The sequence below is a fragment of the Acetobacter sp. JWB genome (assembly GCF_003323795.1).
Taxonomy (GTDB): Bacteria; Pseudomonadota; Alphaproteobacteria; order Acetobacterales; family Acetobacteraceae; genus Acetobacter; species Acetobacter oryzifermentans.
In genome coordinates this window covers 1,606,011-1,621,284 of record NZ_CP030871.1, presented here as the reverse complement: position 1 = coordinate 1,621,284, position 15,274 = coordinate 1,606,011, and the positions used below count along the sequence as shown (strand labels likewise).

Genomic DNA, 15,274 nt, shown 5'->3' with positions numbered 1-15,274 from the left:
AGTATGTCGGACTACCGTCTGGGAATCGATATTGGGGGCACCAAGATCGAAATCGTCGCTCTTGATGCCGAAGGGCAGGTGGTTTTGCGGCATCGTGTTAGCAACCCTGGTACGTATCAGGGTTTGCTAAGTGACGTGAAAAAATTGGTTGATGATGCGCATAGCCGCACAAATCCGTATGCCACTGTTGGGGTTGGCATTCCCGGTGCTGTAGATGCGCATACCCGCCTTGTAAAAAATGCGAATGCGACATGGCTGAATGGTCAACCTTTTGCAGATGATTTGCAGGATGTTTTAGGGTTTCCCGTTCGTGTTGAAAATGATGCCAACTGCTTTGCTTTGTCAGAAGCAACTGATGGAGCCGCAGCTGGACGCCATGTGGTGTTTGGTGTGATTCTTGGTTCCGGCATGGGCGGTGGTATTATTGTTGATGGTAAGCCCTTAAAAGGCTTGCATGATATTGCCGGAGAATGGGGACACATACCTTTGCCGTGGGTGAGGGAAGATGAATTCCCCATGCCAAAATGCTTTTGTGGTAATTCGGGTTGTCTGGAGCGTTTTCTATGCGGGCCAGCTTTGGCCGAAGCTTGGCAAGGGCCGGGGAACCGCAGCGTGCAGGGTATTGAGGATGCGGCTGCCGCTGGTGACATTGCGGCCCAACGCGCCTTGGATTTGTATGTAGATAGGCTGGGCCGCGCCTGTGCTCTTATCGTGAATATTATTGATCCGGATGCAATTGTTCTGGGTGGCGGAGTTTCAAACCTGAGCTGCCTGTATGAACGTGTGCCGGATGCTATGAAGCGCTATGTGATTACGCCTGAGTGCAAGACAGAGTTGTTGAAAAACAAGCACGGTGATAGCTCAGGCGTAAGAGGTGCTGCTTGGCTTTGGGGCTAATAAAGAGGTTGCAGACCGCGTAAAACTATGCGGTCTGCGCAGTGATGCGGTCTGGACGAAACCCTGTTGCAACCACGTAAAGCTCGCTAGAATCTTTACGGCTTGCGGGCGGTTTGGCGTGCCGAACCTGCGTAAAGGCCTGTTTCATGGTGTTGAGCATGGCTTTTTCGGAGCCGCCCTGAAACACCTTAGCAACAAACCCACCGCCTTCTGCCAGAATATCAAAAGCAAAGTGTAAGGCTTCTTCTGCTAACCCAATAATCCGTACATGGTCTGTTGGGGCGTGGCCCGTTGTATTGGGGGCCATGTCAGAAACAACCAGATCAGCTTTGCCGCCCAGCATGGAAATAAGGCGTGCATCCATTTCTGGGTCTGTAAAATCGCCTTCAATAATTTCTGCACCGGTTACGGGTTCCACAGGCAGAAGATCCACCCCTACAACTTGCGCCGCGCCGCGTTTAACCAGAACCTGTGTCCATCCACCGGGGGCTGCGCCAAGGTCTACAATGCGCATGCCTGGGCGAATAAGGTGGAAGCGATCATCAAGTTCAATCAGCTTGAACGCCGCGCGCGAACGCCAGCCCTGTTTATGAGCGGCCTGCACATAAGGATCATTCAATTGCCGAGAGAGCCAGCGTTGCTGGGCTGTCGTGCGGCCTCGTGCTGTGCGTAATGAAACCGATTGCGCACGCATTTTTTGCGGAGCATCAGAATCGTTTTGCACTAAACGGCTGCCGGGTGTTGCGCTGCTCTTGCGGGCACGGCCAGGCACGCGCAACGTTGAGCTGCCAGTAGGGAGGTTTTTCTTTTCAGTCATAAGCCTGTTGCCTGCATGGATTGGCGAAGGTGAGGGGGGATAGATAAAGACGCACGATTGCGGCGAGAAGCCATACCCGATTTGCCACGGATCATACGCAAAACCATGCCATCGCGCAGCCCTCTGTCTGCAACAATAATATCTTCTACTGGCCAGACATCATGAATGGCCTCAAAGATGGCGCAGCCGGGCAAAACAAAAGGCGCACGATCTGGGCCAATGCATGGGTGACGGGCAATGCCATCAGCACCCATTTTTTGCAAAGTGCGCACAGCCAATCTGGCGCTGGATGCTGGGAGTAGGGAGCCATCTACTGCTGCACGTGCGTAGCGCGGCAAATTTAAGATAAGGCTGGCAAGCGTTGTGACTGTGCCGCTGGTACCTATCAGGCGTGTTTGTTTGCGCCTGATTTCCGGTTTGATCCGATAGACGTTCTCAAACTCACGCAGATGGTGGCGCGTATGTTCCACCATTTTACGATAAGCCCGATCATCCGTGCTGTATGCGTGGCCAAACTGCTCGGAAAGTGTGATGACACCAACCGGTAAGCTGAGATAGCCGATGAGTTCTTCTGTCTGACGCGTGGAATCTGTGCGTACCCATGCAATTTCGGTTGAACCGCCGCCAATATCAAACAGTAAAGCCCGATTGCGGGGAGGCCCAAAGCGAGGGTTATGTAGCAGATTGGCGCAGCTTTCTACCGCAAGGCAGGCTTCTTCCCGTCCGGAAATGATCTTGATATCAAATCCCGTTTGCTGGTGAACCTGCTGAAGAAAGGTTTGTCCGTTTTTTGCGCGTCGGCATGCTTCTGTCGCCACGGCACGGATTTCTCGAACAGGCCATCTGCTTAAACGCTCTGCGCATGTTTGCAGTGCTTCCATGGTGCGTTCCATGGCAGCTTTATGCAGTTTTCCGGTGTGATGCAGACCTTCTCCAAGCCGCACCATACGGCTATAACTATCCACAACCCTAAATCCACCTGCTGTTTGGGTTGCAACCATTAAGCGGCAGTTATTTGTTCCCAGATCGAGCGCGGCAAAAAGATCTTCCTCTCCACTATAAGGTGGAGAGGCCGACACAAATCTACCAGACCGGCCGGTCCAGGGGGGGGGACGATCCATCTGTCCGGTCCTTAAACAAGAGGTTAAACCATATTGTTTCTTATTTTGGGCTCTCACGCGCAGGGAGCAAGACAAATATGTGACAAAATGAAAATTCTTTTGGAAAAGGGGGTTGCATGCCCTGAAGTGGAATGCTAGATGAGCCTCACCGAACGGGAGCGCTCTTTAAAGAGTTTCTGTAAGGCCCAGTTTGCTGGGGGATAGTTTAGCGGTAGAACTACCGGCTCTGACCCGGTCAGCCCTGGTTCGAATCCAGGTCCCCCAGCCAATTTTTTCTGAGAAATAATATTTATATTAAGCAATACTTCTCAATTCTAATATTTATTGGCGCTGCGGTCTTATTTGTTTGCCAAGTAATATTTGAGAATAGACAGAAATTTCATCCAGAAAAACAAAATAACTCTCTTGTGTTTCTGTAAATGGTGCTGTGTTTGGATATGCAGTATTCATTGGTTTTTATGGATTTTTAACTTAAATATTCAATAAGCATAAGATATTTAATTAAGTTGTTAGATGTCTGTATTCTTGTAAATACAGTTAAAAGATAAAATAATGTGATCCGGATCAAAGACGCTTCAGTAAGAAAAATGTAGATAACCTTCATTCTGTTTTTTAATAAAACATCAGGGTGGTTTACATGGCCTTGGGGCGCAGAGAGTTTTTACGGAATACTGGTGCATGTGTGGCGGGTGCCAGTGCTGTTGCGCTTGGTTTTGTGCCGCCAGTTAAAGCTTTGGCGCAAGAAACGCGCCAGTACAAGCTGCTGCGTGCCAAGGAAACCCGCAACAACTGCACTTATTGTTCGGTTGGGTGCGGGTTACTTATGTATTCATTGGGGGATGGCGCTAAAAATGCCAAGCCCAGCATCTTTCATATTGAAGGTGATCCAGACCATCCCGTCAGCCGTGGTTCTTTGTGCCCAAAAGGTGCGGGGTTGGTGGATTTCATTCACAGTGAAACACGCCTGCAATATCCTTCTTACCGTGCCCCTGGGAGCCGAGAGTGGAAACGCATAAGCTGGAAGGAAGCGACTGACCGCATTGCCCGCCTTTTAAAGGATGATCGGGATAAAAACTTCATTCAGCGAAATGAAAAAGGTGAATTGGTTAATCGCTGGCTGAGCACAGGTATGCTGGCATCTTCTGCCGCCAGTAATGAAACCGGACTGCTGGATTTTAAGTTTGCGCGGGCGTTGGGTATTCTGGGGCTGGATTGTCAGGCACGGCTTTGTCATGCGCCTACGGTTTCTGCATTGGGTGCCAGCTTTGGCCGTGGCGCAATGACCAACAATTGGGTGGATATCAAAAACGCCAACGTTGTTCTGATTATGGGCGGCAATCCAGCAGAGGCGCATCCGGTTGGTTTTAAATGGGTTATGGAAGCAAAAACCCGTAATGGTGCCCAGGTTATGGTGGTTGATCCACGGTTTAACCGAAGTGCAGCCGTTGCAGATTTTTATGCGCCAATTCGTGCTGGTTCTGATGCCGCTTTTATGTTGGGTGTTATCAATTATCTGCTGACGCATGATAAAATTCAGCATGAATATGTAAAAGCCTACACAAACGCCGCGTTGATAGTGCGTGAAGACTTTCAGTTTCATGAAGGCCTGTTTACCGGGTATGATGCCGCTACGCGCAGCTACAATACAACCTCGTGGGATTACGAGCGCGATGAACAAGGGTTTGCCAAACAGGACCCAACATTTCAAAATCCACGTTGTGTTCTAAATCTTTTACGTAACTATACGAACCGCTATACGCCAGAGCTTGTTTCCCAAATTACGGGCACGCCGGAAAAAGATTTTCTGCATGTATGCGAAACACTAGCATCTACGAGTGTGCCAGATCGTACGTCTACGTTCCTATTCGCTCTGGGTTGGACCCATCACACCAACGGGTCTCAGATCATTCGTGCGGCATCTATGGTGCAAATGTTGTTGGGTAACGTGGGGATGCCCGGTGGGGGCCTGAATGCTCTGCGCGGACATTCCAACATTCAGGGTTATACGGATCTTGGGCTGCTTTCAACGCGTCTGCCCGGGTATATGAATCTGCCTAAAGACAGCCAGCAAACATTGGATGCCTACCTGCTGGCAGTTACCCCAAAGGCGGATGAGCCCAAGGAGGTTAATTATTGGCATAATGCGCCCAAGTTTTTTGTAAGTCTGATGAAAACCCTATGGGGGGATCACGCCACAGCTTCCAATAACTGGGGGTATGATTGGCTGCCAAAGTGGGATCGCAGTTACGACATGCTGGCCTATTTTGAACGTATGCAGCAAGGCAAGGTCAACGGTTACATTGCGCAGGGCTTTAACCCGCTTGCTGCCATGCCAGATAAAAACCGTATGCGTGATGGCTTAGCTAAATTGCGTTTCCTTGTAACAATTGATCCGCTGGATACAGAAACATCCAATTTCTGGCAGAACGAGGGCGTTTACAATGATGTAAGGCCTGAAGATATCCAGACAGAAGTTTTCCGCCTGCCTTCTTCCTGTTTTGCAGAAGAAAATGGTTCAGTGGTGAATTCTGCACGTTGGTTGCAGTGGCATTATGCAGGCACGCAACCACCAGGAGAAGCTTGGAATGATGGACGTATTCTGGGCACCATCTTTACCAAGTTGCGCGCTTTGTACGCGAAGGAAGGGGGGATATGCCCAGAACCCGTTCTAAATATGCAGTGGAACTACCGAGACCCGGAAGATCCTACGCCAGAGGAAGTGGCGCAGGAAGCGAATGGTTATGCGTTGGCAGATATTCAGGATGCCGCAGGCAAGGTGGTTGTTAGAAAAGGGGAGCTGCTGCCTGATTTTTCTGTGCTGAAAGATGATGGCACAACAGCCAGCTATTGCTGGGTGTTTGCTGGTTCATGGACAGAGGCCGGCAACCAGATGGCGCGGCGCGATAATACGGATACAGGTCTGGGTAATACACCCGGTTGGGCATGGGCTTGGCCTGCAAACAGGCGCTTGCTTTACAATCGTGCATCGTTGGATCCACAGGGGCGCCCGTGGGACCCGCGCCGCAAGATTATTGAATGGAATGGCCAGCGTTGGGGCGGGGCAGATGTGCCTGATTACCCGCTTACATCTCCGCCGGGTAGCGGTGTTGGGCCATTTATTATGCAAAGTGAAGGTGTAAGCCGTCTTTTTGCGGGGGCATCGTTGGTAGATGGGCCTTTCCCCGAACATTATGAGCCAACAGAAAGCCCGGTATTGGCGCCAGCGTTGGGGAGCAAGGTGCGGCATAACCCAGTGGCCCGACAATTTGCAGATGAAATACCGCGTATGGGCAGCCCGTCAGAGTTTCCATATGTGGCCACAACTTATTCCATTACAGAGCTGTTTCGGCATTGGACAAAGCATTCACATCTAAACGCCATTATGCAGCCAGAGCAGTTTGTGGAAATAGGGGAGCGTCTTGCTGGCAAACTGGGCATTGCCGCGGGTGATACGGTGCGCGTGTCTTCCCGCCGTGGGTATATCGAGGCCAAGGCAGTAGTCACCAAGCGGCTTAAACGCCTGAATGTGATGGGGCAGGAAGTTGATCAGGTTGGAGTGCCCTGCCATTGGGGTTTTAAGGGTGCCACACGTAAAGGCTTTTTAGCCAATACACTGACACCAGCCATGGGCGATGCAAACTCTCAAACCCCAGAGTTCAAGGCCTTCCTTGTTAATGTTGAAAAAGTCTGAGGTGCGCTGATGAGTATGCAGTCACAGGACATCATTCGCCGTTCCGCCACCAATGGGCTTACACCATCACCTCAGGCGCGACGGCATGAGCAGGAAGTCGCCAAACTGATTGACGTTTCTCTCTGCACGGGTTGCAAGGGGTGTCAGGTTGCCTGTTCGGAATGGAATGATCTAAGGGACGAGGTTGGGCACAACGTAGGTGTATATGACAATCCCGCCGACCTAACAGCAGAAACATGGACCGTCATCCGCTTTGATGAAGTGGAGGATGAGGGGGGCAAGCTGGAATGGTTGCTGCGCAAGGAAGGATGTATGCACTGTGAGGATCCGGGCTGCCTGAAGGCCTGCCCAAGCCCCGGTGCTATTTTGCAGTTTGCTAACGGCATTGTGGATTTTCAGTCTGAACAATGCATTGGTTGTGGGTATTGTATTGCGGGGTGTCCGTTTGATATTCCGCGTATCAATACAAAAGATAACAAGGCTTACAAATGCACTTTATGCGCAGATAGGGTTGCTGTAGGGCAGGAACCCGCTTGCGTAAAAACCTGCCCGACCGGTGCTATATCTTTTGGTTCCAAGGCAGACATGAAAGATCTGGCGGCAACGCGTGTGGAAGATCTTAAAAGTCGTGGGCATGAAAGTGCAGGATTGTATGATCCGCCGGGCGTAGGCGGCACGCATGTTATGTATGTGCTGACCCATGCCGATAATCCAACCCTTTATCACAGATTGCCAGCCGAACCTCATATCAGCCCGGTTGTACGTGGCTGGAAGGAATGGCTGAAACCGGTTGGTGCGCTTGGCTTTGTTGCCACATTGGCAGGCGCCTTTGCGCATTACATGGCCGTTGGCCCCAATACCACGGATGAAACATTGCCGAAGGTTTCTGAACAGGAACTGATGGCGACAGATGAAAAGCCGGATCAGAACGGGAGTGATGCGTAATGGATACCCAAAATCTTATACTGCGCACAAAGTTTATGGATCGGCTTTGCCATTGGACAATGGTTGCCTGTTTTTTTCTGGTTGCGCTTTCTGGAATCTCATGGTTTTTCCCTAGCCTGAACTGGCTTGGATATGTGCTTGGGCCACCGCAGATGGCGCGGTTGCTACACCCGTTTCTTGGTATAACAGTATTTGTATTGCTGATGTGTATGTGTGTGCGCTTTGTGCACCACAACCTGTTTGTGCGCACAGATATCACGTGGTTTCGCCATATTGTTGATGTGCTGATGAACAAGCATGGTGAGAAATTACAGATCGGCAAATACAATGCAGGCCAGAAGATATTGTTCTGGGGCATTATGTCACTTATCAGCCTGCTTCTGGTAAGTGGGTTAATAATCTGGCGTGCCTATTTTGCCATGTATTTTCCCATCCCTGTGGTGCGGCTGGCTTTGCTGGCGCATTCTGTTGCAGGGCTTGGGCTTATTCTGTTGGTGTTGGGGCATATCTATATGGGCATATGGGTACGGGGTTCTATTGGTGGTATGATTACAGGCTACGTATCCCGTGCGTGGGCGCGGCAGCATCATGATCGATGGTATGAAGAGGAAGTATTGCCTGCTGAAACATCTTCTGCAAAGCGGCCACATTGATGCGTGCTGAAACCGATATTGTCCCGCTGGATAAACGCACGCCGGGCGTGCAGGCTATTGAGCCACTGATTTTTCCGGTTCTGGAAGCTGTATATACCCGCAGGGAAAAACGGCTACGTTTTCTGGCAGAACAACGGGGTGAGGCGGAGGGAGGATATTTTGAATTTCTTTCTCATCTTGTTTTGGCACAGCAGCAGATTTTGAAACATATGCCGCTGAGTGTGGCAGACGGTTCTGCTATTCGTGCTTTGCCAAAGCAGGGATGTGATCAAGATCAGCTTGAAAAGTTGTTGCTGGCAATACCATACTGGCAACAGGCGTTTTTATTTTTGGTGCAGCAAGTAAAATCTGTTGTTCCAGAAGAAACGCACATAATGTTGGAAAGCTACAGGCAGGATATGCCAGCTTTAAAAAAGTCGGCCATTCACCTGTTGTGCGGGAATTATACGCAGGTTGATGCCGGGTTAGCTGTTATACTATGGGCCGCTTTATCTGTTTCTTGGGCGCAGGCTGTTGGGCAAGACCAGAAGCATATTCAGCAGACACAACCTGTTGGAGAGGCCAGATTATGCCCTTGTTGTGGTGCCCAGCCGGTAGCCAGTCTTGTATTGGGCGGAGACCGTGAGGGGTTACGTTACCTTCAGTGCAGTTTGTGTGAGACACGTTGGCACAGAGTGCGTGGTATCTGCGTGGAGTGCGGTGCATCTGCTCATGTTGAACACTGGACATTTGAAGATTTAAAAGCCCCGGTTCAAGTCGAAAGCTGTGGAGACTGCAAAACATATCTAAAGGTTTTTCGGTTGGATTATAAGCCGGATCTGGATGCCGTTGCAGATGATCTTGATAGCTTTACTTTGGATACAGCTGTAGAACAGCAGGGGTTTTCGCGCGCAGGTTTGAATCCGTTCTCATTTCCGGGATAATGGCTGTATGGTTGGTTCTTTATTAGCCTCCGCCACTCCAGAACAAAAATGCACAGCGCCAGATATGGTGGGGTATGATGAAGCACAAGCATTTCTTGCCGCTTGCATGCAAAACATACCATTACTTCCAATAGAGTTTGTATCTATTGCGCAGGCAGATGGGCGTATTCTTGCAGAGGATGTAAGGGCAGTGATGCCGCGCCCAGAAGCTGATATTTCAGCAATGGATGGGTATGCCTTCCGTTGTGCTGATATGGAAAAAGCGGGGAACACAGGTCTGCCTCTTGCTGGGCAAATAGCGGCGGGGGATACTCCACCACCCTTGGGTCAAGATGTTGCATACAGCATTCTTACGGGGGCACGCCTTCCTGTAGGAGCTGATTGTGTTGTGGCGCAGGAACGCGCATGCATAACGGATGGACGTGTACATCTGCGGGATCAGACCGCCCGAAGTGGTTTGAACATTCGGCGGCAGGGGGAGGAGTTCTGTAAAGGTGATATGCTGCTCGAACACGGCCAAAAACTGGATTGGCGGCATTTACCTATATTGGTGCACCAAGGTAAGAAACAGGTGGCTGTATATAAACGCCCCAAAATTTGTGTTGTGGCCAATGGAGCAGAATTTGGCGCAACAGCAACAGATTACCGAACGGAACTGAATACACAGTTATTAGCAGCAATGCTGCAAAGTAAAGGTGCATTGGTCACGCGTTATGTATGTGGCTCAGACAGTGCGGAGGATTTACATAAACTCCTTGATCAGTGCGTGCAGGAAGCTGATATTCTTATCACCACAGGGGGTATTTCTGTTGGGCAGACTGATCATGTTTTGTCTGTCCTTAACCAGATGGGGGCTAAATGTCTTTTTCGACGTGTTAAAATACGTCCCGGCAAGCCCATGACAGTCATGCAGCTCGGCCAGAAAATGGTATTCTGTCTGCCCGGAAATCCAGCAGCGGCAGCTATATGTGCCCAACTGTTTGTTGTGCCATTTTTGCATTGTCTGGTGGATGAAAAGTATGAGGCAAATGCAAGTATAGCAGCAGAAGGGCAAAGCCGTTTTTCTTATGTTGCGGCAACAGATACAACCTGTTTTCTGCCAGTGCATTTTACAGAAAATAAGGGAGAAAACTCTATTAGCCTTGTGCCGTCTGTTGGGGCCTCTGATATTCTTTGTCTCACACGGGCTACTGGTTTTGTGAAAGTGTCGGCTGGTGAAACTCTACAGGTAGGGGATATGTGTCAGATGATACCTTTTACAAGTTAGTTTGGTAATTTGAACGCATAAGCGTGCGCACGAATATATGCTGCAATAGCCATTGTATCATTCAGATCCAGAACAGTAAGATTGTTTGGAATATTTGGTATGTTGGAATTGTCAGATGCCACAGCAACAACCCCCGGCGTTTGCGGGAATAAAGGGGTTTTCCCTATGGTGGGCCTCCATACTTCCATGCATATAGGCATAGTTGCATGAAAGCCTTCTACCAGTACCAGATCTACCGGTTCCATACGCTGGAGCAAATCAGATATAGTGGGAAGAAGGGTATTGCATTCATGCTGAAGCACCCATCGTTCAGGGGTGGCTAGCATAACTTCTGTAGCGCCATTTTGCCTGTGTACAAACGTATCTTTGCCGGGTTTGTCCATATCTACACCATGATGCGTGTGCTTGATGGTTGAGACGCGCAAACCAAGATGGCAAAAAGCAGGAAGCAACCGTGATATTAAATGCGTTTTACCGGCCCCACTGCGGCCGATAATGCCAAAAATAAGCTGCGTACGTTGAGATGTCATGTTTGCAAAACCAATAAGGCATATAAAAATCCTTTAGATTTTAGAATGTGTAAAAAGTAAAAAGTAAAAACTAGAATCAACAAGAAAGATATTTTCAAAAAGGGTGGAATGGACATGAAAATAGCCGGACTGGTGTTGGCAGGCGGACAAGCGCGCCGAATGCATGGGCAGGATAAGGCATTTTTAGATACAGGGAATGGCTTTTCTCTAGATCGTGTTTTTGCACGGTTGCAGCACGAATGCAGCGCCGTAGCGATTAGCGCTAATGGTGATTTTGCACGCTTTAGTGCCTGGCAATGCCCTGTTTTGCCAGACAGCATACATAATGTAGGGCCATTGGCTGGGGTGTTAAGCGGATTGGAATGGGCAGAAAAGTGCGGTTACGATACACTCATAACAATACCGGTGGATACGCCGTTTATTCCTGTGGGGCTTGTGGCTGCACTTGTGCCAGCCCCTTCGTATGCGTGTTGTGGGGGGCAATCTCACCCATTGGTGGCTGCATGGCCTGTTTCTGCCAAGCCAGTGTTGGCGGCACAGTTATCTTTCCTAACGGCGGAGAATAAAAAGCATCAAACACGTGTGCGTACACTTGCCCATGTTTTGGAAGCACGTGCTGTAGATTTTCCTCTAATAGAGGGAGTGGACCCTTTTATGAATATCAACACGCCTGAAGATCTTATGCGTGCACAAAAATATTGCGCTTCTGTATGTAAGGTTGGTGCTGCAAGAGGAAATGGGTGATGGCAGAAAATATATCCTTTTCTGTAGCGCTTCCGTATGAAGCAGAGCGGATAAGCTGGCCGCAAGGGCATGAAAGCGTAGTTGTGGCGCGAGAGCGCAACTCGCTTATGTTAGCAGAGGAAACACCTCTCGCGTTAATATACAATGGTATTGATTATGCGGTCATGATGATAACACCGCATGATATAGATGATTTTATTGTAGGTTTTTCTTTTACAGAAGATATTATTTCTTCCGGTGCAGATTTACGACAAATAAAAATAACAGCACAGCCTGATAGCTTGCGGGCTGATGTGCGCGTAAATGCAGAATCCTTGCGCAAGGTACTGGCACGCACGCGCCGCCCGATAGCAGGGCGGACAGGGTGTGGGATTTGTGGTGCCGACATGGAAAGCATAACAAACCGTAAAATATGTGGTGTAATAGGGCAGGAGCCTGATGCAAACGCAATCCATAAAGCATTGGAAAACTTACGAAACCATCAGGTTTTGAATAAAGGCGTTGGTATGCTGCATGCTGCCGCGTGGTGTTTGCCTAATGGACATATTGTGCATATGCGAGAGGACGTTGGCCGCCATAATGCCTTGGATAAGCTGATAGGGTATGGGCTCAGGCATCAACTAGATTTCACGCAGGGGTTTTGTTTTTTAACGAGCCGCTGTTCTTATGAGATGGCCGCAAAAGCTGTTGCTGCTGGCATGTCCGCTGTGGTGACTCTTTCTGCGCCTACGGCGCTTGCTGTGCGTACCGCGCGTGCCGCAGGATTGGTGTTGATTTCTCCAGCACGTACAACCGGTATGTATATGGTTTCTCCTGCCCCACAGGATCAAGAAAGTATCTAGCAGGGCAGGAGAGTTGCTGGTTTACACTAAACCTTCTGTCTTAAGGGCGGCCTGTGTGGCAGGGCGGTTAAACACTTTATCTCGTAATGCGCGTGCTTTGGGGTAAGCGGCAAGATCAATATCCAAAGGGGCGGCCCAACTTAAAATCACGGCCATAAGGGCATCAGGCTGACTAAACCCAGCAGGAAGTAAATAGTCTGTGCCATTGCTTTCTAGCAATTGCTCAAGCTGTTCCAACCGCCGGGTTACTGTTTTTTGGCAAAGTGCGCGTGTGGTATCAGGCAGATCGGGGGTGAAGAGTATACCAAAAGCACTATGCACATCTTCACAAAAACCCAGAGCTTCCAGCAGACGTGAGCGATCTAATGAGCCTTCTGCTGGCCGGAAGGCGGCAATATCAGAAAGGTTGCCAATATAGGGGAGAATAGCCACGTTTTGGGTAAGCACTACGCCGGGTGAAATTTCGATGGCAGGAACAGCACCACGTGGATTGATCTTAAGATAATCTCGACCATCTTCCAATGTCTTGGTTTTCAGGTTTACTTTTTCCAGACCGAAGGGCAGGCGTGTTTCATTTAAAATAATATGCGATGCTAAAGAGCAGGCACCCGGAGTGTAATATAATTTTATCATAGTGTTTTTGTCCTTTTTATCGAGTTTATGTCACGCAGAATTTGGCTTCAGCATACTAACGGCTATTTTTGCCCAGCGTTCACCTTCTTATTTCGAATTATCATGAATGCTTCATATGTTGCGTGAAAGCCTTCGGTTTTTCAGGCTCTTGCGGAATGTCGGCGATATTGATACAGAGGCCCCGTTCATTGGGGAGTAGCCACCCTCTGTTGCAGAGGGGTCTTCGTCAACACACTTGGCCAGCAGGCCATGGCGGAGACAGCGTTTTAGAAAAAACGCCCAGCAAGACCAACGGCATCATTGCCTCAACTGTGGCCGGGGGGGCGGTGCGTGCTGTTTTGCGTTTTGCGGCCCTTGGACAAGCTCATGACTGGTATTTTTACACTTGGCGTTTTGGGGCTTTCTCTTTCTGTGGATGCTTTTGCTGCTGCGGTTGGCAAAGGGGCCAGTGTTAAACACGCACGTTGGAATGATGCCCTGCGTATTGGTGCTGTGTTCGGGTTTTTTGAGGCCATTACCCCTGTTGTGGGGTGGGTGCTGGGGTTAGCTTTAAGCACGTGGATTGCCGCAGTAGACCATTGGATAGCCTTTGCACTGCTCTGCGGTATTGGCGGCAACATGATCCGCTTGGCAATGAAAGATGCATCAGAAGAAGCGGCTGAAGTTGAACAGCCTAAAGCTGTAAGCCGTGGCGTGTTGGGGTTGGTTGGAACAGCTTTGGCAACCAGCATAGATGCAACAGCGGTAGGGGTGAGCTTAGGCGTTATGCAGGTGAATATTTTATCGGCCTGCTTGGTTATTGGTGCCGTTACCACGGTTATGGCAACGGCAGGGGTTATGCTAGGGCGGCATGCTAGTGTGTGGATTGGCCGCTATGCAGAGATCTGTGGTGGGATAGCGCTTATACTTATTGGCTGTTCTATCCTATACACACATCTTACCTCTGCTGCCGGGTAAGATAAAAAATTAGCCGGCAGCCGCAGCAGCAGCACGGATACCTGCCGCTGCCATACCCGCTGTAAGATGGGATGTTTGATCAATATCAACCAAAGGGTTGCGCGCAATATACAGTAACCCTTCCAGAGCTGTTGTTAAAACAGCGGCTGCAATAAAATCCATGCGTTCGGGAGATGTATTTTTCATGGGGACCAATCTGAGCAGGTTCTGCTTCAGGTCATCCAACATTTCCCGTGTTTCACTCATATTAAAAAGCTTGGCTCTGATATGGTGCTGATTCAGCTCCAGAAAATGCGGAGCACCATGAATACTGAGAAGTTCCCGGAAAGCTGCGCACTGACTTTTCTGGAGCATTGCATCCAGATTATCTTCTTCGCTCCGTGCCTGGCGTGCTGCACCTCTTACGCGCTGCGCAACTTTTACGAGGATAATATCAAAAATGGCTTCTTTGGTTTTGTAATAATTATAGAAACTGCCCGGAGAGACATTGCTAAGAGCAACAATATCTCTAACCGTCGCTGCATCTAAGCCAATGCCAGAAAAAACTTTCCATGCCGCGCTTTCAAAGGCATCTTGCTTGAATGCGCGTGTCATTTCGCGTTTTTGAGAAGCGCGATAGGACTTTTTGGGTCTGGTTGTTGTTGGTTTAGCCTTGGTAACGGGCTTTTGCGGGTGTTCCGTCAATTTTTTACAAACTCCAGTGTCCTTCTCGCTCTTTGTTTACAGTAAAATTCCTCCGTCTGAAAGCGGCAATAAAATAAGATTAAAAAAAGAGATATTTTTTAATACATTGTAGAGGGGAGTATAATATTTTCATCAATCAAAAATATAACATGAAAAATAACAAACAAACAAAAAATATTATAAATTCAGTATTAAATGGGTATGTAATTTTCATTAATTATTTTTATTCTTATTATTGGTTTGTTTTTAAATAACTATTATAGGTCATGATCCGTTGTGTGATGTTCATCAAAAAAGAGGAGGTCGTTAGGAGTTGGCACTTGCATCATTGCAGTCTTCTTGTTCGGAATTAAGTGTTGAAAATGAGTTTTGTGGAAAACAAAAATGAATAATACGTCAAATTATTATTTTTTAAAATACAGCACTATTTTGGTTCTTATTTTCTTTATGAATAGGAATTATTGTCGAATAATAATTTTTAATGAAAATTATTTGCAAGAAAAATAATTTAAATGAGAAGATATTTCCATCAATTTAAAGTTGACGGATTATTCGATTTTTGTCTTCCTG

Annotated in this window: 14 protein-coding genes, 1 tRNA gene and 1 riboswitch; of the genes, 10 read left to right on the top strand and 5 right to left on the bottom strand. The window is 48.6% G+C overall.

Features of this window, described 5'->3' with window-relative positions; all coding sequences use genetic code 11:
- The first annotated feature begins 3 nt into the window (after nt 1-3).
- Complete coding sequence (locus DS739_RS07715; RefSeq protein ID WP_006117203.1) at nt 4-897, top strand: ROK family protein; 894 nt, start codon at nt 4-6, stop codon at nt 895-897.
- Between the two features lie 25 nt (nt 898-922).
- Here DS739_RS07715 and DS739_RS07710 read toward each other — a convergent pair whose 3' ends face one another.
- Together DS739_RS07710 and DS739_RS07705 are read right to left on the bottom strand one after the other, a co-directional pair.
- The gene (locus DS739_RS07710) at nt 923-1,714 is read right to left on the bottom strand and encodes an RlmE family RNA methyltransferase (RefSeq protein WP_006117202.1); all 792 of its coding nucleotides are present in this window, start codon (nt 1,712-1,714) and stop codon (nt 923-925) included.
- Entirely contained in the window at nt 1,711-2,835 is a 1,125-nt protein-coding gene (locus tag DS739_RS07705) for a Ppx/GppA phosphatase family protein (RefSeq protein ID WP_231621153.1), read from the bottom strand. The genes DS739_RS07710 and DS739_RS07705 overlap by 4 nt, the downstream gene beginning before the upstream one ends.
- Before the next feature lie 194 nt (nt 2,836-3,029).
- Here DS739_RS07705 and DS739_RS07700 point away from each other — a divergent pair.
- From DS739_RS07700 to DS739_RS07675, 6 genes are all read left to right on the top strand, one after another.
- Nucleotides 3,030-3,103, top strand: a tRNA-Gln gene (locus DS739_RS07700).
- A gap of 369 nt (nt 3,104-3,472) precedes the next feature.
- The gene (gene fdnG, locus DS739_RS07695; RefSeq protein ID WP_081461464.1) at nt 3,473-6,526 is read left to right on the top strand and encodes a formate dehydrogenase-N subunit alpha; all 3,054 of its coding nucleotides are present in this window, start codon (nt 3,473-3,475) and stop codon (nt 6,524-6,526) included.
- Between the two features lie 9 nt (nt 6,527-6,535).
- Complete coding sequence (gene fdxH, locus DS739_RS07690; RefSeq protein WP_006117199.1) at nt 6,536-7,471, top strand: formate dehydrogenase subunit beta; 936 nt, start codon at nt 6,536-6,538, stop codon at nt 7,469-7,471.
- Nucleotides 7,471-8,124 carry a formate dehydrogenase subunit gamma gene (locus DS739_RS07685; RefSeq protein ID WP_006117198.1) on the top strand — a complete coding sequence of 218 codons (654 nt, stop codon included), beginning with the start codon at nt 7,471-7,473 and terminating at the stop codon, nt 8,122-8,124. Before fdxH ends, DS739_RS07685 begins: the two co-directional genes overlap by 1 nt.
- Entirely contained in the window at nt 8,124-9,047 is a 924-nt protein-coding gene (gene fdhE / locus DS739_RS07680) for a formate dehydrogenase accessory protein FdhE (RefSeq protein ID WP_035350773.1), read from the top strand. Before DS739_RS07685 ends, fdhE begins: the two co-directional genes overlap by 1 nt.
- 7 nt (nt 9,048-9,054) lie before the next feature.
- Complete coding sequence (locus tag DS739_RS07675; protein WP_006117196.1) at nt 9,055-10,314, top strand: molybdopterin molybdotransferase MoeA; 1,260 nt, start codon at nt 9,055-9,057, stop codon at nt 10,312-10,314.
- Here DS739_RS07675 and mobB read toward each other — a convergent pair.
- Entirely contained in the window at nt 10,311-10,844 is a 534-nt protein-coding gene (mobB, locus tag DS739_RS07670) for a molybdopterin-guanine dinucleotide biosynthesis protein B (protein WP_006117195.1), read from the bottom strand. The two genes, DS739_RS07675 and mobB, sit on opposite strands and share 4 nt — an antisense overlap.
- A 114-nt stretch (nt 10,845-10,958) precedes the next feature.
- Between mobB and DS739_RS07665 the strand changes: the two genes are divergently transcribed.
- Entirely contained in the window at nt 10,959-11,588 is a 630-nt protein-coding gene (locus tag DS739_RS07665) for a molybdenum cofactor guanylyltransferase (RefSeq protein ID WP_035350801.1), read from the top strand.
- Nucleotides 11,588-12,430, top strand: coding sequence for a formate dehydrogenase accessory sulfurtransferase FdhD (gene fdhD, locus DS739_RS07660; protein WP_035350770.1), 843 nt, complete (start codon nt 11,588-11,590; stop codon nt 12,428-12,430). Before DS739_RS07665 ends, fdhD begins: the two co-directional genes overlap by 1 nt.
- Nucleotides 12,431-12,451: 21 nt before the next feature.
- Here the strand turns inward: fdhD and DS739_RS07655 are convergent, their stop codons facing one another.
- Nucleotides 12,452-13,063 (bottom strand): glutathione S-transferase family protein, encoded by a 612-nt coding sequence (locus tag DS739_RS07655; protein WP_006117192.1) that lies wholly within the window; start codon nt 13,061-13,063, stop codon nt 12,452-12,454.
- 178 nt (nt 13,064-13,241) lie between these two features.
- A riboswitch (yybP-ykoY riboswitch) is annotated at nt 13,242-13,419 on the top strand.
- A gap of 10 nt (nt 13,420-13,429) precedes the next feature.
- On the opposite strand from DS739_RS07655, the gene DS739_RS07650 reads away from it, so the two are divergent.
- A complete protein-coding gene (locus DS739_RS07650; RefSeq protein WP_035350768.1) occupies nt 13,430-14,020 on the top strand; it encodes a manganese efflux pump MntP family protein in 591 nt (196 codons plus the stop codon).
- 9 nt (nt 14,021-14,029) lie between these two features.
- On the opposite strand, the gene DS739_RS07645 is transcribed toward DS739_RS07650, so the two are convergent.
- A complete protein-coding gene (locus tag DS739_RS07645; RefSeq protein WP_006117190.1) occupies nt 14,030-14,704 on the bottom strand; it encodes a TetR/AcrR family transcriptional regulator in 675 nt (224 codons plus the stop codon).
- Nucleotides 14,705-15,274 lie beyond the last annotated feature (570 nt).

What these genes read in the sequence shown, in the direction of transcription:
- fdnG (WP_081461464.1), top strand. Translation starts at nt 3,473, where the DNA reads ATGGCCTTGGGGCGCAGAGAGTTTTTACGGAATACTGGTGCATGTGTG.
- DS739_RS07705 (WP_231621153.1), bottom strand. Translation starts at nt 2,835, where the DNA reads ATGGATCGTCCCCCCCCCTGGACCGGCCGGTCTGGTAGATTTGTGTCG.
- DS739_RS07675 (WP_006117196.1), top strand. Translation starts at nt 9,055, where the DNA reads ATGGTTGGTTCTTTATTAGCCTCCGCCACTCCAGAACAAAAATGCACA.
- DS739_RS07650 (WP_035350768.1), top strand. Translation starts at nt 13,430, where the DNA reads ATGACTGGTATTTTTACACTTGGCGTTTTGGGGCTTTCTCTTTCTGTG.
- DS739_RS07710 (WP_006117202.1), bottom strand. Translation starts at nt 1,714, where the DNA reads ATGACTGAAAAGAAAAACCTCCCTACTGGCAGCTCAACGTTGCGCGTG.
- fdhE (WP_035350773.1), top strand. Translation starts at nt 8,124, where the DNA reads ATGCGTGCTGAAACCGATATTGTCCCGCTGGATAAACGCACGCCGGGC.
- fdxH (WP_006117199.1), top strand. Translation starts at nt 6,536, where the DNA reads ATGAGTATGCAGTCACAGGACATCATTCGCCGTTCCGCCACCAATGGG.
- DS739_RS07685 (WP_006117198.1), top strand. Translation starts at nt 7,471, where the DNA reads ATGGATACCCAAAATCTTATACTGCGCACAAAGTTTATGGATCGGCTT.
- DS739_RS07655 (WP_006117192.1), bottom strand. Translation starts at nt 13,063, where the DNA reads ATGATAAAATTATATTACACTCCGGGTGCCTGCTCTTTAGCATCGCAT.
- DS739_RS07665 (WP_035350801.1), top strand. Translation starts at nt 10,959, where the DNA reads ATGAAAATAGCCGGACTGGTGTTGGCAGGCGGACAAGCGCGCCGAATG.
- mobB (WP_006117195.1), bottom strand. Translation starts at nt 10,844, where the DNA reads ATGACATCTCAACGTACGCAGCTTATTTTTGGCATTATCGGCCGCAGT.
- fdhD (WP_035350770.1), top strand. Translation starts at nt 11,588, where the DNA reads ATGGCAGAAAATATATCCTTTTCTGTAGCGCTTCCGTATGAAGCAGAG.
- DS739_RS07715 (WP_006117203.1), top strand. Translation starts at nt 4, where the DNA reads ATGTCGGACTACCGTCTGGGAATCGATATTGGGGGCACCAAGATCGAA.